This window comes from Flavihumibacter sp., assembly GCF_036676075.1.
Lineage (GTDB): Bacteria > Bacteroidota > Bacteroidia > Chitinophagales > Chitinophagaceae > Flavihumibacter.
This window is the reverse complement of sequence record NZ_JAKFDQ010000007.1, coordinates 15,879-39,004: the sequence shown is the minus strand read 5'-3', so window position 1 is coordinate 39,004 and position 23,126 is coordinate 15,879. Positions and strand designations below refer to the sequence as shown.

Annotated in this window: 19 protein-coding genes; 12 read left to right on the top strand and 7 right to left on the bottom strand. The window is 43.8% G+C overall.

The features are described 5' to 3' along the window. Positions 1-15: 15 nt before the first annotated feature. Genes V6M43_RS03035 through deoC form a run of 5 tightly spaced genes read right to left on the bottom strand, consistent with a single transcriptional unit; the run spans position 16 to position 5,558 of the window. Positions 16-753 carry an MlaE family ABC transporter permease gene (locus V6M43_RS03035; RefSeq protein WP_332732560.1) on the bottom strand — a complete coding sequence of 246 codons (738 nt, stop codon included), beginning with the start codon at positions 751-753 and terminating at the stop codon, positions 16-18. 26 nt (positions 754-779) lie between these two features. Beyond that, positions 780-3,125, bottom strand: a complete 2,346-nt coding sequence (locus V6M43_RS03030; protein ID WP_332732559.1) for an NADP-dependent malic enzyme — start codon at positions 3,123-3,125, stop codon at positions 780-782. A 55-nt stretch (positions 3,126-3,180) separates the two neighbouring features. Continuing rightward, the gene (locus V6M43_RS03025; protein ID WP_332732558.1) at positions 3,181-4,371 is read right to left on the bottom strand and encodes a M20 metallopeptidase family protein; all 1,191 of its coding nucleotides are present in this window, start codon (positions 4,369-4,371) and stop codon (positions 3,181-3,183) included. Positions 4,372-4,410: 39 nt separating this feature from the next. Beyond that, positions 4,411-4,839, bottom strand: coding sequence for an SPOR domain-containing protein (locus tag V6M43_RS03020; RefSeq protein WP_332732557.1), 429 nt, complete (start codon positions 4,837-4,839; stop codon positions 4,411-4,413). A gap of 44 nt (positions 4,840-4,883) precedes the next feature. Then, positions 4,884-5,558, bottom strand: a complete 675-nt coding sequence (gene deoC, locus V6M43_RS03015; protein WP_332732556.1) for a deoxyribose-phosphate aldolase — start codon at positions 5,556-5,558, stop codon at positions 4,884-4,886. A gap of 85 nt (positions 5,559-5,643) precedes the next feature. Here deoC and V6M43_RS03010 point away from each other — a divergent pair, with 85 nt between their 5' ends. From V6M43_RS03010 to V6M43_RS02995, 4 genes are all read left to right on the top strand, one after another. Continuing rightward, entirely contained in the window at positions 5,644-8,724 is a 3,081-nt protein-coding gene (locus V6M43_RS03010; RefSeq protein WP_332732555.1) for an amidohydrolase family protein, read from the top strand. Between the two features lie 10 nt (positions 8,725-8,734). After that, on the top strand, positions 8,735-10,039 hold the full coding sequence (locus V6M43_RS03005) for an amidohydrolase family protein (protein WP_332732554.1): 1,305 nt from the start codon (positions 8,735-8,737) through the stop codon (positions 10,037-10,039). Between the two features lie 243 nt (positions 10,040-10,282). Continuing rightward, complete coding sequence (locus tag V6M43_RS03000) at positions 10,283-10,723, top strand: hypothetical protein (RefSeq protein ID WP_332732553.1); 441 nt, start codon at positions 10,283-10,285, stop codon at positions 10,721-10,723. Between the two features lie 63 nt (positions 10,724-10,786). Continuing rightward, complete coding sequence (locus tag V6M43_RS02995) at positions 10,787-11,206, top strand: hypothetical protein (protein ID WP_332732552.1); 420 nt, start codon at positions 10,787-10,789, stop codon at positions 11,204-11,206. A gap of 67 nt (positions 11,207-11,273) precedes the next feature. Here the strand turns inward: V6M43_RS02995 and V6M43_RS02990 are convergent, their stop codons facing one another. Together V6M43_RS02990 and secA are read right to left on the bottom strand one after the other, a co-directional pair. Beyond that, complete coding sequence (locus V6M43_RS02990; RefSeq protein ID WP_332732551.1) at positions 11,274-12,107, bottom strand: 3-keto-disaccharide hydrolase; 834 nt, start codon at positions 12,105-12,107, stop codon at positions 11,274-11,276. A 67-nt stretch (positions 12,108-12,174) separates the two neighbouring features. Further along, positions 12,175-15,504, bottom strand: a complete 3,330-nt coding sequence (gene secA, locus V6M43_RS02985; RefSeq protein ID WP_332732550.1) for a preprotein translocase subunit SecA — start codon at positions 15,502-15,504, stop codon at positions 12,175-12,177. A gap of 212 nt (positions 15,505-15,716) precedes the next feature. Here secA and V6M43_RS02980 point away from each other — a divergent pair, with 212 nt between their 5' ends. From V6M43_RS02980 to V6M43_RS02945, 8 genes are all read left to right on the top strand, one after another. Continuing rightward, positions 15,717-16,226 (top strand): hypothetical protein, encoded by a 510-nt coding sequence (locus V6M43_RS02980; protein ID WP_332732549.1) that lies wholly within the window; start codon positions 15,717-15,719, stop codon positions 16,224-16,226. Between the two features lie 129 nt (positions 16,227-16,355). After that, entirely contained in the window at positions 16,356-17,237 is an 882-nt protein-coding gene (gene atpG / locus V6M43_RS02975) for an ATP synthase F1 subunit gamma (RefSeq protein ID WP_332732548.1), read from the top strand. A 207-nt stretch (positions 17,238-17,444) separates the two neighbouring features. Then, the gene (scpB, locus tag V6M43_RS02970) at positions 17,445-18,251 is read left to right on the top strand and encodes an SMC-Scp complex subunit ScpB (protein WP_332732547.1); all 807 of its coding nucleotides are present in this window, start codon (positions 17,445-17,447) and stop codon (positions 18,249-18,251) included. A 47-nt stretch (positions 18,252-18,298) separates the two neighbouring features. Beyond that, complete coding sequence (gene lysA, locus V6M43_RS02965) at positions 18,299-19,510, top strand: diaminopimelate decarboxylase (protein WP_332732546.1); 1,212 nt, start codon at positions 18,299-18,301, stop codon at positions 19,508-19,510. A 125-nt stretch (positions 19,511-19,635) separates the two neighbouring features. Then, positions 19,636-20,298 carry a ferritin-like domain-containing protein gene (locus V6M43_RS02960; protein WP_332732545.1) on the top strand — a complete coding sequence of 221 codons (663 nt, stop codon included), beginning with the start codon at positions 19,636-19,638 and terminating at the stop codon, positions 20,296-20,298. A 24-nt stretch (positions 20,299-20,322) separates the two neighbouring features. Next, positions 20,323-21,159: a ferritin-like domain-containing protein gene (locus V6M43_RS02955; RefSeq protein ID WP_332732544.1), complete on the top strand. Its 837-nt coding sequence runs from the start codon at positions 20,323-20,325 to the stop codon at positions 21,157-21,159. 73 nt (positions 21,160-21,232) lie between these two features. Next, positions 21,233-21,712 (top strand): PaaI family thioesterase, encoded by a 480-nt coding sequence (locus tag V6M43_RS02950; protein WP_332732543.1) that lies wholly within the window; start codon positions 21,233-21,235, stop codon positions 21,710-21,712. Positions 21,713-21,716: 4 nt separating this feature from the next. Beyond that, on the top strand, positions 21,717-23,120 hold the full coding sequence (locus tag V6M43_RS02945) for an MBL fold metallo-hydrolase (protein ID WP_332732542.1): 1,404 nt from the start codon (positions 21,717-21,719) through the stop codon (positions 23,118-23,120). Positions 23,121-23,126: the final 6 nt, after the last annotated feature.

Sequence of the window (23,126 nt, the reverse complement as noted above, 5' to 3'; positions counted from 1 at the left end):
AAGTTGAGGTTTGAACTACAATAGTATTGCTGCCAGTAAATAATCCGCAAACAGTATCAGTACACAACTCACTACCACTGATTTTGTACTAGCCCGTCCGATCTCAAGTGCACCGCCTTTAACATGATATCCATAATAAGCAGGAACGCTTGATATAATAAAAGCGAATACATATGCTTTCACCATTGCGAAGAAAACATTATAGGGTAGAAACGATTGCAGGAGTCCCTTATCAAAATCGGTTGTTGAAAGTATCTGTGCGGCTGAACCGGCGATCCTTCCACCCCAGATGCCAAGGGCAGCTGATATTACAACAAGCATAGGTATTACCAATAGTGCAGCAACGATCTTTGGAAGAACCAGGTATGTTTTTGTATTGATTCCCATGATCTCCAGGGCATCGATCTGTTCGCTTACCCGCATATTACCCAGTTCACTTGCAATCTTGGAACCCACCACACCTGCAAGAACAATGCATACAAGGGTAGGAGCAAACTCCAGCAATACAGTATCGCGTACAATTTGTGCGATGGATGACTTTGGAATAAGTGGACTAACCAACTGGTAGGCGGTCTGCAGCGTTGATACGGCACCCATGAAAATAGAAATGATCACAACAATTCCAAGGGAACCAATTCCGATATCGGAGCATTGGTGCATGAATTCTTTCCAGTATACCTTACTATTCTCCGGCCGGGCAAACATGCCTTTCAGCATTAATAAGAAGCGACCTATTTCAGTGAATAATTTCATTCGTTGCTAGCTTGTTGCGTAAAATACTATATATCTTTCGATACTTTGCTGAAGCGTTTCCACCATTTGGATTTGGTAACAATACCCGCGGTATCGGTTTTGCCGCATTTTATCTGGGCATCAATTACTGCCACCAGTGCCATATTGAAAATGCTGCGTACCGAACTTCCCAGTTGCAATACATGTACCGGCTTCTTCATTCCCATTAATATGGGTCCCACAGCATCGGCCCCGCCTACTTCCCTTAGCAGGTTGTAAGCAATGTTGCCTGCCGCGAGGTTGGGGAAAATGAGTGTGTTAACATCTTTATCAACGAGTTCACTGAAAGGGTAATTCTCTTTAAGTATATCCTTATTGAATGCTACGCTTGCCTGCATCTCTCCGTCAACTACAAGGGAAGGATTTTTTTCCTTTACGATCTTACGGGCGCTGGCCACCAATTGAGCCTCCGGCGATGCGCTGCTTCCGAAATTAGAATAGCTGAGCATGGCGATACGAGGAGTGAGGTTGAAATTCCGCACCTCCTTGGCAACCATTAATGTTATTTCTGCAAGTTCTTCGGCAGTCGGATTAAAGTTTACCGTTGTATCTGCCATGAAAATTGGCCCCTTTTTGGTAAGCAAGAGGTACATCCCGGCAATTTTCTTTACCCCTTCTTCGGTACCGATCACCTGTAAAGCGGGGCGGATGGTTTCGTCATAGTTTCTTGTCAACCCGGAAATCATCGCATCAGCATCTCCTGTTTCCACCATCATGCAGCCAAAGTAATTCCTGTCTTTCATTATCTTGAAAGACTCATACTTATTCATTCCTTTTCTCTGGCGCTTCTGGAAAAACAACTGGCCATAAAACTTACGTCTTTCTTCTTCAGCGTCACTCCTTGGATCAATAATGGGCAACCCTTCCAGGTCCAGATTATTTGCTTCAGCAATACTCCGGATCTTTTTTTCATCTCCTAACAGGATGGGATATGCGACGCCTTCCTCAAATACTATCTGTGCTGCTTTGAGAATCTTAAGATTATCGGCTTCCGCAAATACAAGGCGCTTTGGATCACGCCTTGCCTTGCTCCCTATCACTCTCATAAGCTGGTTATCGAGGCCCAACCGGCGGTTGAGCTCTACAGCATAGGCATCCCAATCAGCGATGGTGGTAGTTGCTACACCACTTTCTATCGCAGCCCTTGCTACTGCAGGCGCAATGGTCGATAAAAGTCGGGGGTCCAAAGGTTTTGGAATGATATATTCAGCACCAAAAACGATGTTGCGTTCATTATAGGCGAGGTTAACGATATCGGGAACCGGTGTTTTGGCGAGATCGGCCAAAGCGTGTACAGCAGCCAGTTTCATGGCTTCATTGATCTGCCGGGCCCTAACATCGAGGGCGCCACGAAATATAAAGGGGAATCCCAATACATTGTTTACCTGGTTGGGAAAATCACTTCTGCCCGTTGCCATGATGATATCCTTGCGGGCGCTTACAGCCATATCATAAGTGATCTCCGGATTGGGATTGGCCATCGCAAATACAATAGGGTTTTTAGCCATGCTCTGCACCATTTCACGGGTAACAACATTGCCTACACTAAGCCCAAGGAAAACATCGGCATCCTTCATAGCTTTCTCCAGACTCCAGTCTGTTCCCTTTACTGCGAAAGGTTCTTTATCTTTTCCCAGATCAGTTCTTCCCTTGTGTAAAACGCCATCTTTATCAAATAATATGAAATTCTCATAGCGTGCACCAAGTGAAACATAAAGCTTAACACATGCCATAGCAGCTGCACCAGCCCCATTTATTACAAACTTTACTTTATCGATCTTTTTCTTTTGTAGCTCAAGTGCATTGAGTAGAGCGGCAGAACTAATAATGGCCGTTCCGTGCTGGTCATCATGCATCACCGGGATATTGAGTTGCTCCCTCAACTGCTGTTCTATATAAAAGCATTCGGGTGCCTTTATATCTTCCAGGTTGATGCCACCAAAAGTGGGTTCCAGTGATTTCACAATCTCAACAAACTTCACAGGATCCTTTTCATTTATCTCGATATCAAAAACATCGATATCAGCGAAAATCTTAAAGAGTACGGCCTTTCCTTCCATCACGGGTTTACTTGCTTCAGGACCTATATCCCCTAAACCAAGTACTGCTGTACCATTACTGATAACACCTACCAGGTTTCCCTTGGCAGTATATTTATATGCATTCTCTTTATTTGCGGCGATCTCGAGGCAGGGCTCGGCTACGCCAGGGCTGTATGCAAGCGAAAGATCGCGCTGGGTCTTAGCTTCTTTGGTCGGTACAACTTCAATTTTGCCAGGTTTGCCCTTTGAATGATATTCCAGGGCCTGAAATCTTCTGGTTTCTTTACTCATACAGAAATTTTATGGGGCACGGTTAGTTTGAGGGGTGCAAAATACGAAAATGGTATCAGGACGGATAATTGGCAGTAGCGCCAAGCCATGCCATCATTGCTATTCCGGTGGCGATTGCATCTTCATCTATATTGAATGTTGGGGTATGAACACCTGAACTGATGCCTTTCTCCTTGTTCATTACACCCAGCCTATAAAAACATCCCGGTATCTTTTGGGAATAATAGCCAAAGTCTTCAGCACCCATTCGGATCTCGGTTTCTTCCACTCTGGTGGTGCCCAACAATTCAATGGCTTTTTCCACAGCCACCACATGCAGCATCTCGTTATTATAAACAGTGGGGTATCCGATATCAATATGCAGGTCAATTTCTGCACCCATTGCAGTTGCCAGTCCTTCTACAATATTCCGGATTAGTACATGGGCTTTATAACGCCATTCTTCGTCCATGGCCCTGAATGTTCCCATGAGCTTAACTTCATGTGGAATAACATTAGTTGTATGTCCGCCCTGGAAGGAAGTAATTGAGAGTACTGAACGCTGCACGGGGTCAGCGTTTCGGCTGATCACCTGCTGTAATGCAATAACTATATGCGATGCAATGAGGATGGGGTCGGCTGTGGTATGAGGTGCTGCAGCATGGCCCCCTTTGGCCTTTATAGTAATATAGATCTCATCGGCACTTGCCATTACTTTTCCACTGCGGAAGCTCACTTGCCCTACCTGCATCTGGGGGTGAACATGCATGCCAAATATTGCCGCGGGCTTTGGATTTTCCAGTACTCCATCCCTGATCATGAGACTAGCACCACCCGGGTTCTTTTCTTCACCGGGCTGAAAAAGAAGCTTAATGGTTCCTTCCCAATCTCCTTTCAATTCATGGAGGATCTTTGCGGCTCCCAGCAGACAGGTTGTGTGAACATCATGTCCACACGCATGCATGATGCCTTTTTTGATGGACTTATAAGGAACCTCATTTGCTTCCTGGATAGGAAGGGCATCCATATCGGCGCGAAGGGCAATGGTGCGGGAGGAGGGATTGCGCCCCTCAATTATTCCAACCACACCTGTTTCGGCCATGATAATAAAAGGAATACCCTGCTTTTGCAGAAAGTCCTGTATAAAGGCGCTTGTTTCAAATTCCTGGTAGCTTAATTCAGGATTGGCATGGAGGTGATGCCTGATGGCAATAAATTCATCGGCATAGGTAGCTGCTTTTTGAAGGATGCTATCTTTTAATGACATTCCGCAAATATAGGGAGAAGGCATCAGCAGAGTGGTGCATCAGAGTTCACCACTCTTATCAGGGTTCACCTCAATGGTATCATTTACTATGTAAACATTCTGCTTGAATTCTCTCGCCAGCTGGCGCTGGTAGGTTTCTGCTTCATCGCGACTCTCAAAATTTCCTACCCGTAGGCGGAAATATGGACTCTGGTACATCAGGTATGCTTTCAGCTCAGGGTAAAGCCTGTACACAGTGGTTTTTGCTTCGATGGCGGCATTCCTGTCGGTTGTATTGATCACCTGTATCCGAAAGCCTTTTGCAGTTCGTCGTGCATTACGGGTAGTGTATTCATTTATCTCTACCTGTTTTTGTATTAAAAGGTCAATCCTGGAATCTTTGTGAACGGTTAATGAATCAGCAGGCATTTGTGAAAATGCTGAGATGGTAATAAGCGCGCAAGTCAGTAACAATGCAAAGGGTTTCATATAGGTGATTTATCAAATTCCTCGCCAAACTATACCTGTAGACGTTAATACCCACCCACTTGGTGGTCAGGTGCTCCGGAAACAATAGCAATGCTGGCACTGCAGCCGAGTCTGGTTGCCCCGGCATTTACCATGGAACTGGCGGTGGCAAAATCACGGATGCCTCCTGATGCCTTGATCCTGACAGAGGCGGGGAGATGTTTTTTCATCAGCTGAACGGCTTCAATGCTGGCGCCTTTTTCGGCGTAACCAGTGGAGGTTTTCATGAAATCAATGCCCAGCGGCCCGAGTTTTTCACAACAGCTGATGATCTCTTCGGGGCTAAGGATTCCGGATTCAATAATCACCTTAAGGATGCGGCCTTTATTGTGGCAAACCTCCACAAGCAGGCTTACCTCTTTCTGGATATAGGCGTAATCGGCCTGCCTTAACGCAATAAGATTTATTACCATATCTATTTCGTGGGCGCCATCCACAATGGCCAGTATTGTTTCCGCCACCTTGGCTTCCGTTGCAGAATAACCGAAAGGAAATCCTACCACCGTTGCGATTTTTACATTGGTGGGGGCCAGTATAGTGGCACATCTTTTAACAAAAGGTGGGGGAACACAAACGGCGGCAAAGCCATATTGAACAGCTTCTGAACAGCATTGTTCAATTTCTGCGATGGTTGTTGTGGGCTTAAGGATCGTATGATCAATGAATGCGGCGATGTTCATAAACAATATATGCCGTTGATAAAAATCGGTAATCGAAGTTATACCATTTACTTATATTCGGCGATAGCTAAATAAACTAACACTCATGAGAAGGCAAACCCTGTTTCACCACGGGCGAAGGCTTACGTCCCTATTGGGCGGACTGCTTTTAGCGTCCCTCGTTCATGCACAGCCGACCTTTCCTGTCAATGGCATAGCAGAAGAACGTCAATCTACTTACGCATTTACAAATGCCACGATCGTTTCCAGTGAAAAGACCACCCTTACAACTGCTACACTTGTTGTAAGGGAGGGCAGAATCATTGCCGTGGGTACCAATGTACCTGTTCCAAAAGAGGCCATGGTGATCGATTGCAAAGGGAAGTATATTTATCCTTCCTTTATTGATATCTACAGCGATTACGGGATGCCGGTAGTTGAACGGCAGCAGCGTGGATTTAATTTTAATGCGCCCGCACAGCTAGCTTCAAACCAGAAAGGGCCATATGGCTGGAACCAGGCTATTAAGGCAGATGTTTCCGCTGCCACTCTTTTTGTTGCCGATGATGCAAAGGCAAAAGGATTGCGGGAACTGGGCTTCGGCACCGTGTTAACCCACCAGAAGGATGGAATAGCTAGAGGTACGGGTACAGTGGTAACACTTGCCAATGAAAAGGAGAATAAAGTGATTTTGAAAGACCGTGCAACGGCGCATTATTCATTTAATAAGGGCAGTTCCACGCAAAGCTATCCAGGTTCATTGATGGGAGCCATTGCATTATTGAGACAATCTTTCATTGATGCCAAATGGTACCAGAAAAACCAGCATAAGGAAGGCCTTAACCTGAGCCTCCGTGCCTGGAATGATATACAGGCGCTTCCCCAGGTTTTTGAAGCCAATGATAAATGGAACGCCCTTCGCGCTGATAAGATCGGTGATGAGTTCGGTGTACAGTATATAATTAAAGCAGGTGGAAATGAATACCAGCGCATCAGCGATATGGCAGCTTCAAAGGCAGCATTCATCCTGCCACTGAATTTCCCCCAGGCTATGGATGTAGATGATCCGAATGATGCTCGATTTGTTTCCTTATCAGATATGAAACATTGGGAGCTGGCGCCAACAAATGCTGCTACTTTTGAAAAAGCGAATATTCCGTTCTGCATAACAACTGCCGATCTGCGCGACACTAAACAGTTTATGGCCGCATTGCGCAAAGCCATAGAGTATGGATTGTCGGAGAATAAAGCACTTGAGGCTCTCACAAAAACGCCTGCAACCTTATTAGGAATGTATAGTGAAGTAGGAAGTATCGATGCTGGCAAACTTGCTAATTTCATTATCACTTCAGGACCTGTATTTGCTGAGAAGACAACTATTTTCCAGAACTGGATACAGGGCGAAAAATATTCATTGAATGAATCAGGCTGGGATGCTGCTGCCGGACAGTATACCATTACACTGAGTTCAGATAAGGGAAGTTCAAAATATTTACTTGATGTAAAAAATAGCAACAGCGCCCAAATAATTGATAAGGATACAATACCTGCCAGGTTCAGTTTTGATGGCAAGATGGTTCGTATAAGCTTTCCTGAAAGCAAGCAATCAAAAAAGAATATCCGTTTGAGTGGTGCTAAAATTGGTGATGAATGGCATGGCAGCGGAGAAGATGTGAATGGGAATAAAGTGCTTTGGGTGGCAAGCCTGACAAAGGCTGCCTTATCCAAAGAAGATAGCGTCAGGAAAAAGCCAGTGACACAATTGACATCAGTCACTTATCCTTTCAATGGGTATGGCTGGGAAAAAACGCCTGCCCAGGAGGCTATCCTCATCAGGAATGCTACGGTTTGGACAAACGAGAAGGAAGGTCGCCTTGAAGGCGCCGATGTAATGGTAAAGAACGGAAAAATAACAGCCATTGGTAAAGGTCTTGCCGACGGGGGTGCAAAAATTGTAGATGGTACCGGAAAGCATTTAACTGCGGGTATTATTGATGAGCATTCTCATATTGCGGCTGCATCAATTAATGAAGGCGGACAATCAGTTACTTCGGAAGTTCGTATTGCTGATAACCTCAATCCGGATGATATCAATATTTATCGCCAGCTGAGTGGTGGTGTAACATCTTCGCATATACTTCATGGTTCAGCAAATACCATTGGTGGACAAACCCAACTTATTAAACTACGTTGGGGTGCTAATGCGGAAGACCTGAAATTCGCCAACTGGGATCCGTTTATCAAATTTGCCCTGGGGGAAAATGTGAAGCGCTCTGGTGCCTCACAGAATAACCGTTTCCCTGATTCAAGGATGGGTGTGGAAGAAGTATTGATGGATGCATTTACCCGTGCACTCGATTATGACAATGCTGTAAAGGCAGCATCTTCTATAACGAAGGGAAAGAAATCAACAGCTACCGTTCCATGGACGGTTGTGCGTCGTGATCTTGAGTTGGATGCATTGGCCGAGATCATTAATAAGAAACGTTTCATTACCTGTCACTCTTATGTGCAAAGTGAGATCACAGCTGCAATGAGGGTAGGAGAGAAGTTCGGATTTACCTTCAATACATTTACGCATATTCTGGAGGGTTATAAGGTAGCTGATAAGATGAAAGAACATGGCGCCAGCGTTTCGACATTCAGTGACTGGTGGAATTATAAGATGGAAGTAGTTGATGCTATTCCTTACAATGCTACACTTATGCACCAGGTTGGTCTTAATGTAGCTATCAACTCCGATGATGCCGAGATGGCGCGCCGCCTCAACCAGGAAGCCGCTAAAAGTGTGAAATATGGTGGAATGAGCGAGGAAGATGCATTGAAGATGGTAACCCTAAATCCGGCAAAAATGCTCCATGTGGATGACCGTGTGGGAAGTATCAAAGTTGGAAAGGATGCTGACCTTGTTCTATGGTCAGATAACCCACTAAGTATTTATGCAAGGGCCGAAAAAACCATAGTTGATGGTATAGTTTATTTTGACCGTGAAAAAGACAAGGAACTGCGCGCTAAGATTGTAGAAGAGCGCAGCCGGCTTGTCCAGAAAATGATGGGAGAGAAAAAGGCGGGTATGCCTTCAAGACCAGCTGAGGCAAGCATGGAATTGATGCATACCTGCAGCGACCATTATCATAATCATGGTTTGCTTGTAGTAGATGCAGATGAAATCAACGGTAACAATTAAAGGCAAAAAAATGAAGAAATTATTATTCACCATATGTTGTGGTTTACTATTGACCACTGCAAGCCAGGCACAGGAAAACGTTTACCCTGCGAAAGAATATAAGGGGTTGTTATTTATAACTAATGCAACCGTTCACGTTGGAAATGGACAGGTTATGGAGGGTACAACTATTGAGGTCCGCAACGGAAAAATAGATAAGATTGGAAAGGATTTACCCGTTCCACAAGGTGACGTAAAGGTTTTTGATGTGAAGGGAAAGCATGTTTATCCCGGACTTATTCTCACCAATTCACAGCTCGGTCTGGTAGAGGTACCAAGTGTTCGCGCTACTGTAGACAGCAGGGAGATCGGTGATCTGAATCCTTCTGTCAGGGCAATTGTTGCTTACAACACTGATTCCAAGGTTATCAATACTTTAAAGAGTAATGGAATATTACTTGCAAATGTGGTTCCTTTAGGAGGCCTGATCAGCGGATCATCTTCCGTGGTACAACTAGATGCCTGGAATTATGAAGATGCGGCATATCGCATGGAGAATGCCATCCACTTCCGTATGCCCAGCCTGATCAACAGGCCAAATCCATTTGCTGCTTTTATGGGAATTGTTCCCCAAACGGATCCTCTGAAACGGGGGATGGAACAGATTGCTGAAGTCAAAGCTTTTTTCAGGCAGGCGCAAGCCTACGCAAATACCGCGAAGCCCGGTTCAACCAACCTTAAATATGCTTCTGTAAAAGGCCTCTTTAACAAGAGTCAGAAACTATTTGTGCATTGTGATATCGTTAAGGAGATGCTTGTAGCTATTGACTTTGTGAAGGAGTTTGGAATGGATGTAGTAATAGTAGGCGGAAGCGAAAGTTACCAGATAGCACCGCTTCTGAAAGCAAATAATATAGCTGTGATCCTTAATCAACCCCACAGTTTGCCAACCATGCAGGATGATGATGTAGACCAGCCTTACAAAACTGCTGCAGCATTACAGAAAGCAGGTGTCCTTTTTGCGATCAATGACGAAGACGGACAAACAAGAGGTCGTAACCTTCCATTCAATGCAGGAACAGCGGCTGCCTACGGCCTCACGAAGGAACAGGCCCTGCAGGCTATAACCCTGAACGCTGCAACCATACTAGGAGTAGGTGACAGAACGGGTTCCATCGAAGTAGGAAAGGATGCAAATATTGTTGTGAGTGAAGGAGATATTCTGGATATGAGAAGTAGCGTTGTTACCCACGCATTTATCCAGGGCCGTCATGTGGATTTAACTGATAAGCACAAACAGTTATACGAGCGTTATAAACAGAAATACGCTAAATAAGCTACAGTTCATTTATTAAAGCCAGGCAATCTGCCTGGCTTTTTTTTTGTGAATGGGTTACTTTTTCTTAGTTTCGGTATTAATCAATGAGGATTATTCATTTCCTCCATCCGCTTTGCTTCCATAAAAGCAGATTGCTTTCCCTCAACATTTGCCCACATAGTGTAACGAATTTTTGTTTTGGCTTAAATGCTACTAACGTGCTGCTGTACAAAAAGCATTCTTAACAAAAAATGTTATTGTATGAAAAGGCAAATTCTTTCAATTGTATCGTTGCGTTTTTTGATCGCAGCAACCGTATTGACGGCCACGTCGGTTGCAGGTGCTGCACCTTCGTTACCTTCGGGAAACCCAGTGTTGGCGCTTGATTCCATCGCGGATGAACAACCCCAGGTAAGTTATCTTGGTAGTGATGAGGAGTATTATTATTTCCGGATACAGTTCATCAACAGTGATGGCTCGCGGAATGAAATTACACTACGCGATAAATCAAATGGCACCGTCCTATACAGTGATAATTTCACTTCACCAATTTTTCTGAAAAGGATCGCTGTTCCCAAGGATATTACTTTTTTGCAGTGGGAGCTTGAGAAAAAGAGTGGAAAGGGAAAACCTTACAAAACTTACCAGAGTTTTACTACAGAAGTAAAAAAGCGCGAAGAAGTTTACGTTACCAGGCTCTGAGTGATATTTATCACCTTTTTCCTTTTTCCCTCGTTGTAACTTAAGGTAACAAAATCCTTAGTTATGAAGCGAATGAAATTGTTGATTAGTCTGGCTCTCCTGATGGTTATTGGTTTTTGGGCATGTTCTTCTGACGATGATCCTGTGCCTACTGATAATTCCATCATCACAAGTGGTGGCTGGGTGGTTCATCTATATACAGATGATAATATTGATGAAACAGCTCATTATACCGGATATACTTTTGTATTTGCAAATGGTGGTAACCTAACTGTATCAAAAACAGGAGTTTCTGTTACTGGTACATGGGGGATCCGAATGGATGATGGGAAAAAGAAACTCGATATTACGTTGGTAACATCAGATGCTGACCTCCTCGAACTCAACAATGACTGGGTTGTAAAAACATTAACAAGCAGTCTTATTGAATTAGAAGATGATAATGTAGCATCTGGTGAGGTGCTTCATTTCCAAAAGAAGTAAACGACAAAGGAGAAATTGAATTCTTAATCAATATGGTCCCGCATAAAATGGGACCATATTGGTTAACCTAGGAATGTTTTTGAAGTGCATGAATTGCTTTGCGTAGTTTCTTCGGGTTGTTTTTGTATTTCCCGAGGTCTAACAATTCTACTTTCCTGAATTCTACAGGATGGCTTTCGGCCTGGAGTGAAATGTACCCTTCCTTTATTGTTTGTCCGCCAGAAAGTTTTGCTTTCTGTACCCATGGATCTTTGCCATCATATTGAGGTTGCATAAATCGTAAAACAGTATCCCCCTCAATGATATGCTGAACAATTGAGTCGCCCAGCACCAACATTTCAGCCCTTACCCATTGGTCACCATGATATGTTTTTGAAACTGAATTCACACAGTGCGGGGTAAAAACTTTGCCATCCATGACAACATTGGTTCCCGGAGTACACAGGTTTCCTGTTGTCCGTTCATCTTTTCCATTACCGCCAAGGAACTGTGCTTCCAGTGAGATGGGAAAGTCCTGCTCTAAAGCCATGCTTTCGGGCGATTGACCATGTAACATGGCCCCACTGTTTCTTATTGCCCACCCGGGACCATCTTTACATTGCTGCCCAGTGAAACGATATTCCACTACCAGGAGGTAATAGGAGAAGGGGCGATCATAAAAAATATGGCCATATTTCTCCTTGAAACTATCATACTGGTCGTAGTTAACCGTCAGCTTCCCGTCCACAACCCTGAATGTATTGGCATAATTTTCATTCAGCGGATGATCCTTGATTTTTATTTTCCAGTTAGTAAGGTCTTTACCATTGAAGAGTTGAATCCATTTGCCGTGCTTTGTTTTTTTCTGTGCCATTGATGCTATCGAAAGCATAATGAGCAGAAGGGTTGTTAACAGTTTCATGGCAGGAAGTTAAGTATAAAAAAAAGGTGCCCCGGGGGACACCTTATAAAAAATTATTGAGTGGTTATCAGAGATTGCTTCCGTGGCAGTTTTTGAACTTTTTACCACTTCCACATGGGCATGGATCATTACGCCCAACTTTGGGTCCAACCCGAATTGGCTCCCGAACCGCTGGTCCACCAGATGGATCGAAATAATCATTCTGGTTGGCGGCATAATCATCTCCTTTGGCTTCTATCTCCTCTTTATTAGCCTGCAACTTGCTCATGTCGGTTTTCTCTTCATGGCCTTCGCGGATGATATCGGCTGGTCTTTGTTGTTCCATTGGTATACCGCTATGGCTGAGGAAGGAAACGATCTCCCTATTAACCTCACCATCCATTTTACGGAAAAGTTCAAAGGCCTCAACCTTATAAATTACAAGGGGATCTTTCTGTTCGAGATAAGCCGTTTGAACACTTTGTTTGAGGTCATCCATTGCACGCAGGTGTTCTTTCCATGCATCATCGATCAATGCAAGGGTTATTGAGCGTTCAACAGCGTTCACCAATTCACGGCCATCAGTGTCAAGGGTTTTCTGCATATTACTTAACACACTAACGGCTTTTCTGCCATCGGTGAATGGTACCACAACATTTTCAATATGTCCTCCCTGCGTTGTCCTGATATTCTGGAAAACGGGGACAGCCTGAACGCGCAGGGCATCCATCTTCCTTTGATAACTTTCGGTAGCCTCATTATAAAGTCTGTCTGACAATTGCTGCGCATTTACAGACTTGAATTCTTCTGATGTGATTGCAGTGTCGATACCAAAGTTTACGATGGCTGCCAGTTTGAACCCTTCGAAGTCTTCCTGCTCCTTGAAAGAACTGATAAGACCCTCTGCCACACCATAGAATGCATTATCGAGGTCAAGCGCCAGTCTTTCGCCAAAGAGCGCATGCTGGCGTTTTTTATACACCACATTCCTTTGCTTGTTCATTACGTCATCGTATTCAAGCAGGCGCTTCCTGATTCCAAAGTTATTCTCCTCTACTTTTTTCTGAGCACGCTCAATACTCTTGGTGATCATGCTATGCTGTATCACTTCCCCTTCCTTGTAACCCATTCTATCCATGAGAGAAGCGATACGGTCTGAACCGAACATTCGCATCAGGTCATCTTCCATCGAAACATAAAACTGCGAAGTACCCGGATCACCCTGGCGACCGGCACGGCCTCTCAACTGGCGATCGACGCGACGGCTTTCATGCCTTTCGGTACCAATAATGGCAAGTCCACCAGCTTCTTTCACACCAGGCCCAAGTTTTATATCGGTACCCCTACCAGCCATGTTGGTAGCAATGGTAACCGCTCCGGCAAATCCTGCTTCTGCTACAACCTGAGCTTCACGGGCGTGTTGCTTTGCGTTCAATACGTTATGCGGAATTTTTTTAACCTGCAACATTCTGCTTAGCAATTCACTCACCTCAACTGAGGTAGTACCTACAAGTACCGGACGGCCAGCTGTGCGAAGGTTTTCAATCTCGTCAATTACTGCTGAATATTTTTCGCGCTTGGTCTTATAAACAAGATCCTGCTGGTCTTTACGGATTACCTGCACATTGGTTGGGATATTCACCACATCCAATTTATAGATATCCCAAAGCTCTGCTGCTTCTGTTTCTGCAGTACCGGTCATGCCCGCGAGCTTGTGGTACATCCTGAAATAATTCTGCAGCGTAATGGTTGCATAGGTTTGAGTAGCAGCCTCGATCTTCACATTCTCCTTTGCTTCAATGGCCTGGTGAAGTCCGTCCGAATAACGCCTTCCCTCCATGATACGGCCAGTTTGTTCATCTACAATCTTCACCTGTCCATCTATCACTACATACTCAACATCTTTGTCGAACAAGGTATATGATTTGAGCAACTGGTGGATGGTATGTATACGATCGGCCTTGAGTGTATATTCATTAAGCAATACTTCCTTACTATGTAGTTTTTCTTCGGCGCTGGCATCACTGCTTTCTATTTCGCCAAGTTTTACACTGATATCAGGCAGTACAAAAAAGTCGGGATCTTCTCCTGATTTGGTGATCATCTGGATACCGCGATCAGTGAGATCAACTGAATTGTTTTTCTCATCAATATAGAAAAACAGCTCAGAGTCAACCCTTGGCATTTCCTTTTGCTGGTCGGCCAGATAATAATTTTCGGCTTTCTGCAATTTGACCCTTATTCCCGGCTCACTGAGGAATTTTATAAGAGCGCTTGTTTTAGGCAAGCCGCGATAGGCACGCATCAGCGCCATACCTCCATCCTTTGGATCATCATTGCCCTCACTTATCTTTTTACGAGCCTCGTTCAGGAATTTATTTACCACTTGTTTCTGCGCTTCAACCAGTTGGAGTACCCTTGGCTTAAGAAGATGATATTGTTGTTCATCGCCTCTAGGCACCGGACCAGAAATGATAAGTGGAGTTCGGGCATCATCAATCAATACGGAGTCAACTTCATCCACCATGGCGAAATGATGTTTTCGCTGCACCATTTCTTCCGGACTATGAACCATGTTATCACGGAGATAATCAAAACCGAATTCATTATTGGTGCCATAGGTGATATCAGCATGGTAGGCTGCTCTTCTTTCTTCACTGTTGGGCTGGTGCTTATCAATGCAATCAACCGTCAATCCCAGCCATTCGAAAATAGGACCATTCCATTCAGAGTCACGTCGAGCCAGGTAATCATTCACGGTAACGATGTGAACGCCTTCACCTGCCAGCGCATTCAGGTAGGCGGGAAGGGTGGAGACGAGGGTCTTACCTTCACCTGTTGCCATTTCTGAGATTTTGCCGGTATGTAAAACATATCCGCCGATTAGCTGAACATCATAATGTACCATGTTCCAGGTAACTGTACCTCCACCTGCTATCCAGGTGTTGCTGAAATTGGACTGGTCGCCTTCAATTGTTATATGTTGTTTATTGACAGCTAGTTTGCGGTCAAGATCAGTTGCGGTGGCTGTGAGAACGGTGTTTTCCTTAAATCGACGGCCGGTTTCTTTTACAACGGCAAACGCTTCAGGAGCAATTTCTTTAAGGATCTCCTCAATATGTTCATTCCGCTTTTTGCGAAGTTTATCAACCTCCTGGTAAATGGTGTCTTTACCTGTGAAATCATTAAAAGGAAGCGCCTCTGCGGCGGCATTTGCTTCTGCGATCTCTGCATCCACAGCTTTCAGGTGATCCTGGATTCGCTGTTTGAATTCTGTGGTTTTGGCCCTAAGCTGGTCATTGGTCAAGGACTGGTAAGTAGTGAAATATTCGTTAACCTTGGCTACAATCGGTTGGATGATCTTTACATCTTTCTCTGATTTACTGCCACCAAATAACTTCTGTATAAAACCTAACATGTTTTGGGTATTGTCTTATATAATAGTTCAAATGAGTTATAAACCTGTCAATTTCAATGCTACAAATCAAAAAAGGTCAAATTGACAGGGCGTCAAAGGTAATAAATCTGTATCAGGAATTGGCAATTTGATAGGGCTGCGTAGGCGCCGGTTGCTTTGATAAAAGGAAAGAATAGTGTAATTTGCCGGTTCCCATAAGTAAAAAAGAACACATGAAGTCTGTTATTCGTACGCTTACCTTATCAACCACCCTGATGTTCGCCGTTTTTGGCCTTAATGCCTGCAGCGACAAAGGTGATGAAGAGAACCCTTATTTGTTCCCGGTTGATGTTCAACCCTCTCAATTCACCTTTTCAAACGCAAACCTTAAATCGGGCGTTTGGAAAATAACCAAGCACCTCGTTGACCCGGCATATGATTATAATAATGACGGGAAGCTGGAAAACAACGCAATCCCCTTTTACCAGCAATGTGACAAGGATGATTATGTAATTTTTACTACTGACACCGAGGGAATCCAGCATGAGGGAACAAATGTTTGTGCCGGTGAACCACAGCAAAAGCCTTTCACCTGGAGTTGGGAAGAAAGCACTAAAAAGCTATACATCTCAACAGGTACTTTCCTGACTATTTATAATCTTACTGCTACAGAGTTTGTTGTAAAGCGGCTTTTCAGCCAGGGAGGTAAGAATTACAGCGAGTATATATATTATACCCATTAAGTAGTTTAAACCAGTAACAAAGAATTTCTTTTTTTACGGTAATAACCTAACTTTGCGCCCCATCAGGGTAGCTGAAAACATAGGCGTTTTGGCTCCTGGTGGGATTTTTATTTAATAATTATTTGAGACATGTCAGGAGCACTAAAAGAGGTACGCAACAGGATCAAATCGGTACAAAGTACCCAGCAGATCACAAAGGCAATGAAAATGGTAAGTGCTGCAAAACTGCGCCGTGCCCAGGATGCCATTATCCAGATGCGTCCCTATGCCAATAAGCTGCAGGAAATGCTCAGCAATATCGTTAGCAATACCGAAGGCGAGCTGGGTGGAACTCTCGCTACTGAAAGACATGTTGATAGGGTATTGCTGATCGTTATAACCAGCGATCGCGGACTGGCCGGTGCCTACAATGCTAATGTCATTAAAGCGGCCAAAGCGGTGATCGCAGAAAAATATGCCAGCCAGGCAGCGGCAGGCAATGTTGCAATCTGGAATATTGGTAAAAAGGGGTATGAATCCATGCTCAAATCCAATTATAAGGTGGATGCAACTTTTAAAGATCTCTTCCTTGACCTCCGTTTCGAGACAGTTCAGGCCTGCGCACAAGCTGCAGTAAAGGCCTTTGAAGAGAAGCAGTTTGATCTGGTGGAGGTTGTTTACAGTGAATTCAAGAATGCCGCTACCCAGCGCTTTGTAGTAGAGCGGTTCCTTCCAATTCCCAAAGTGAAGCCTGGTGCTAAAACAAAAAAAAGCGATTTCATCTTCGAACCAAATAAGGAAGAGCTGATTGCGGAACTAATGCCAAAGATCCTTAATACACAATTATACAAGGCAGTTCTGGATGCGAATGCATCTGAACATGGTGCACGTATGACGGCCATGGATAAGGCCTCTGAGAACGCAAACGAACTCCTGCGCTCACTGAAGATCAGTTATAACCGTGCCCGCCAGGCAGCCATTACAACTGAACTTACTGAGATAGTAAGTGGGGCAGCAGCATTGCAGGGTTAATATTGGGTCAGGATAAGAATTACTGATTAGTATATTCGAAATATTGAAAATAGCGACCAATGGTCGCTATTTTTTTGCCCAATCAGAGGCTTTTCCACATTGTGCAAAACTCCATTTCCCTTTTTATCAAATAAATAGAAGCTTGCGGCATGTTGATTGCTGCAAACCAAGGTGTATTGTGGCAACGGTACCTTAAAAATTACGACTATGGAAATCGGACATATCATACCCCATATTGAAGCATTGATATTCGCCAGTGAAAAGCCCCTCGGCGCTTTGGAACTGACCGACCTGGTCAACCAGGCTTTTGGGTTCATGGAAGATAAGATCAGCCTCGAGCAGGTGGAAGCTGGCATAGAAGGCATAATTGAAAAATATCAATCTGAATTTTATCCTTTTGAACTGCGGTTCAGTGGGGGTGGCTTCCAATTCCTTACAAAGAAGGAATATCATAAGACGGTAGCCCAACTTAATGGAGATAAATTCCTGAAACGATTGAGTCCCGCCGCAATGGAAACACTGGCCATCATTGCCTATAAGCAGCCCATCACCAAATCAGAAATAGAATCAATCAGGGGCGTTAGTGCAGATTACAGCATCCAGAAATTACTCGAGAAAGAACTGATTATAATCAGCGGCAGGAATGAGGAACTGCCCGGCAAGCCGCTCGTATATGTTACTTCAAGATCATTCATGGATTATTTCGGATTGAATGGACCCGAGGATCTGCCTCGTATCAAGGAAGTACTTGCTGAACAGGCCGTGGAGCCCACACTTATGTTTGGTAATAACCTTCACGTTGCGAATGGTGACGATGAGCAGGTGACCGATACAATGGTTGATACCATGGAGGATCCCAATTCAGTTCTCCTTGTAAGTGAAAATGGGGAATTATTGGAAACCCTTTCCCGCCAAGAGAAAGAGGAAGAAGAAAGCAATCAAACCGAAAATAATCCGGATGAGGATAATGAAATCCCCCAAACTGGTGAAGGGGAAGAAGAGGATCCGGAATAAATTGTGTTTTGGATGTATATTCGCCCAATTCGCAAGCAAAATTATTTATGTCTTATTTATCTAATGAGTACCTGGTGCAGATCGCCCAGGAATATGGTACTCCCGTTTATGTTTACAATGTCAACCAGATCAGTGAACAGTATGAAAAACTGAAATCTGCCTTCACCAAATGCAATGCACGCTTTTTCTATGCCTGTAAAGCACTCAGCAATATCAATATTCTTAAATATATTGAGTCCATTGGCGCATCGCTTGATTGTGTGAGTATAAACGAAGTGAAACTTGGCTTGCGTGCCGGTTTTACACCCGACAGAATTCTATTCACCCCCAACTGTGTAGACTTTGCGGAGATCGATGAAGGAAAGCAGCTCGGCGTTAACCTGAACATAGACAATATTTCAATTCTTGAGCAGTTTGGAACAAAATACGGGGGTTCCTATCCCATTTGTATCCGCTTCAACCCTCACATTATGGGAGGGGGTAATTACAAGATTTCAACTGGCCATATAGATAGTAAATTCGGTATCTCCATTCACCAGATCAGGCATATAGAGAGGGTGGTGAAATCAACCGGATTAAATGTTGCGGGCATCCATATGCACACCGGAAGTGATATAAAGGATGTAAATGTTTTCCTGCAGGGCCTTGAAGTAATGTTTGAAATTGCAACACATTTTCCTGCCCTGAAGTTCATTGACCTGGGTAGTGGATTTAAAGTTCCATATCAGGAAGGCGATGTTCAGACAGATATTAACCTGCTCGGTGAAAAAGTAACCGAGGCTTTCAAAAATTACCAGCGGGAAACTGGTCAGGATCTGGAAGTATGGTTCGAACCCGGGAAATATCTTGTTAGTGAATCCGGGTATTTTATAGTTAAGGCAAATGTCATCAAACAAACTACTGCTACTGTTTTTGTGGGTGTGAACAGTGGCTTTAATCATCTTATCAGGCCGATGTTTTATGATGCCTACCACCGTATCAAAAACATAAGCAATGCGAATGGTAGTGAACGCATCTACACTGTAGTTGGAAATATATGTGAAACCGACACCTTCGCATGGGACCGAACACTCAATGAGGTTCGTGAGGGTGATTTGCTGGTATTTTATAATGCTGGAGCATATGGGTTCGAGATGTCATCTAATTTCAATTCCAGACTGAAACCTGCCGAAATAATGGTAATGGATGATAAAACTTACCTTATACGTAAACGTGATAGTTTCGAAGATCTGCTGAAGAACCAGATAGAGGTGCTTTAAGGATATAATTCATTTTATAAAGTCCCGGTCGTTAGCTACGGCCGGGATTTTTTTTGTGCCCTGCAATCCAGAATTCTCCCTGTTGCGTAGATCTGTTAATACCATTCATTAAAAAACTAAATATTATGATTCAACAAACTTCAAAAGCGCTTTCCAGGCGAGGATTCCTGGGCCAGGCCAGTGCCGCCGCCGGAATCATGGTGCTTGCTGCTGCCTGCGATAAAGATGATGACATGATGCCGTCAGATGGCATTGATCTGGGTAGTGGTGATGTGGGCATATTAAATTATGCCTATGCACTTGAACAATTGGAAGCAGCCTTCTATACAATGGTTATTGCAACCCCATATAGTGGTATATCTGCTTCAGAAAGGGCATTGCTAACAGATATCAGGGATCATGAGATAGCTCACCGCGAATTTTTTAAAGCGGCATTAGGAACTGCGGCCATACCTGAACTTGAGTTCAATTTCAGTTCAGTGAATTTCAGCAACAGGGATAGTGTTCTGGCTACCTCTAAAGCTTTTGAAGACCTTGGTGTTTCGGCTTACAATGGAGCAGGAAAACTTATATCAAATCCTGATTACCTCACACTGGCAGGTAAGATAGTATCTGTTGAAGCACGCCATGCTGCCTATATACGTGACCTGATAAGCAATGGAAGTTTTGCGGATACCATGGTTGTAGATATGAATGGACTGGATACCAGCAGGATGCCATCAGAAGTACTTATGGCAGCATCCTCTTTTCTGAAATCCAAAATAAACGGTTCGAATCTTCCGAAATGATCATAAAACTTTAAATCATCAACTATGCAATTCAATAATATTATCCGCGGCATTCAGCAGGTGGATCCTGAAATGACGGAGAGAGTGAGTACCCGGAGGAAAGTAATGAAAGAATTCGCCGGAATAGGCGCAAAGCTTTCCCTGGCTGCCATGCCGATATTTCTCGGAAGCCTTCTTAAGAAGGCCTATGGACAATCTGGTCCGGCGCAAGGCGCGGTAATGGAAATTCTAAATTATGCACTTACCCTTGAATACCTGGAAGCCGGCTTCTATGAAGCAGCAATTGCAAAAGGAACAGCACTGGTACCAGCGGGTGCTCCTGCAATGGCTATCAAAACAATTGGGGATCATGAAACAGCCCATGTGGCCTTCTTAAGAACTGCTATTATGGGTTCAGGTGGAACACCCGTTAATAAGCCAAATTTTGACTTCACTGCCGGCGGAACTTTTCCGGATGTGTTCACGAATTACGGAACATTCCTGGCAGTAGCACAAACATTTGAAGATACAGGTGTTCGTGCCTATAAAGGTCGTGCAGCAGAATTGGTGAATGGTGGCGACCTCCTTACTGCCGCACTTAATATTCATTCAGTTGAAGCCCGCCATGCGGCACATATACGCCAGATGCGCAAAGCAAATGGTTTCGGTGATGTGAAACCATGGATCACTGGAAAAGAATCTGGTATAGGTGCGGTTGTACAGGCCAGTTATGATGGTGAAGAACTTACTACCCAGGCGGGCGTAAATATCGTAAACATTGGTGGACAAAATATTTCTGCAGCAGCTGCCTCTGAAGCTTTTGATGAGGGACTAACCAAAGACCAGGTCCTTGCAATTGTTTCTCCTTTTATTGCTCAGTAATACGGTCCGGTTGTGTTGTACAAACCGTGCTGAAAGGCACGGTTTTTTTGTGCTTATTCACTATCTTGGAGAGATGTCAAACGAAGGTGCATTTTTTGCGATGCTGAAGAATCCCATAAAATTCAGGTTATTCCTGCTAATGAATTTGCCAAGCGCTTTTTTTTCAGGTGTACGTGTATTGGCGGCAGATAATAACAGGTGTAGTGTAACGGTGCCGTATAAGTGGTTTTCTAAGAACCCGTTTAAATCAACTTATTTTGCCTGCCTGGCAATGGCAGGAGAAATGAGCACCGGAGTATTATGTATGGCTCATATCCATCAACGTAAGCCTGCAGTTTCCATGCTGGTTTCATCTTTACAGGCAAATTATTATAAAAAAGCCCGCTCAATCACTACATTCACCTGTACGGATGGAGAATCAATAAGGGAAACCATTGAAATGGCGATAGCAGATGGGGAGAGTAAATCAATAATCACAAAATCAACAGGTAAAAATGAAGCGGGTGAGTTGGTGGCGGAGTTTTTGATTACCTGGTCTTTTAAAAGCAAATAACTATATGAAGATTGCATTCCATGGTGCTGCAAGAACTGTTACCGGTTCAAAGCACCTTCTCACACTGAAGAACGGTAGAAAGATATTGCTCGACTGTGGTATGTTCCAGGGGATGGGAAAAGAAACTGATGCGCTGAACCGCCATTTTGGATTCGATCCTGCAGAAGTAGATATATTGGTATTATCCCATGCTCATATCGATCATAGTGGCCTTATACCCAGGCTTGTAAAGGAAGGATTCAATGGCACTATTTACTGTACGCCTGCAACCCGGGCATTAAGTATAATACTCCTGGAAGACTCAGCAGAAATCCAGGAAGATGATGTAAAGTATATTAACAAAAAGCGTAAGGCTGAGGGCCAGCCCTACCTTCATCCACTTTATACTCTGGATGATGCAAAAAAATGTTTTGGCATGTTCCGCGAAGTTGAATACGGCAGTTGGTTTAGGATAGAGGAGGGAGTGGAACTCCTATTCACCGATGTAGGTCATATAATAGGAAGCGCAGCAGTTCATCTGCGTATAACAGAACAGGGGAAAACCCAACAGGTTAGTTTCAGTGGTGATGTGGGTAGGTACCGTGATATCATACTGCGATCACCAGATGTATTTCCACAAGCCGATTTTATCATTCTTGAGTCAACATATGGTAATAGCCTTCACGATCTTCAGACCACTACTCCCGATCATTTATTGGAATGGATTGAAAAAGTTTGCGTTCAACGTGGAGGAAAATTAATCATACCCGCTTTCAGTGTAGGTCGCACACAGGAAATATTATATTCTCTTAACCAGTTAGAAGTTGAAAGAAGGCTTCCAGATCTAGATTATTTTGTAGATAGTCCCCTAAGTATTGAAGCAACGGAGCTTGTAAAAAGTTATCCGCAATATTTCAACAAAACCATCCAACGTTTATTGCAAACCGATAATGATCCTTTTCATTTCAATGGTTTGAAATATGTAAAAACGGTAGAAGAATCCAAGCTGCTTAATTTCAGGAATGGCCCCTGCGTTATTATTTCAGCCAGTGGAATGGCAGATGCCGGAAGGGTTAAACACCATATCAGTAATAATATAGAGAATAGTCACAATGGCATACTGATGGTTGGATACTGTGAGCCGAATTCGCTTGGTGGAAGGTTGCTTGCCGGTAAAAAAGAGGTTTCCATTTTTGGTGTTTCACATGAAGTGCACGCAGAAATAGGATCAGTTAGAAGTATGAGTGCACATGGCGACTATGAAGATCTGAGCCAGTTTCTAGCCTGCCAGGATCCCAAATTGGTAAAAAAGCTTTTCCTGGTTCATGGAGAATTTGACGTGCAGATTCAATTCAAACAAAGGCTGATAAACAAAGGATTCTTTGATGTTGATATCCCCGAGAGGCATTACGAAATAGGTCTTACCTGATTTTCA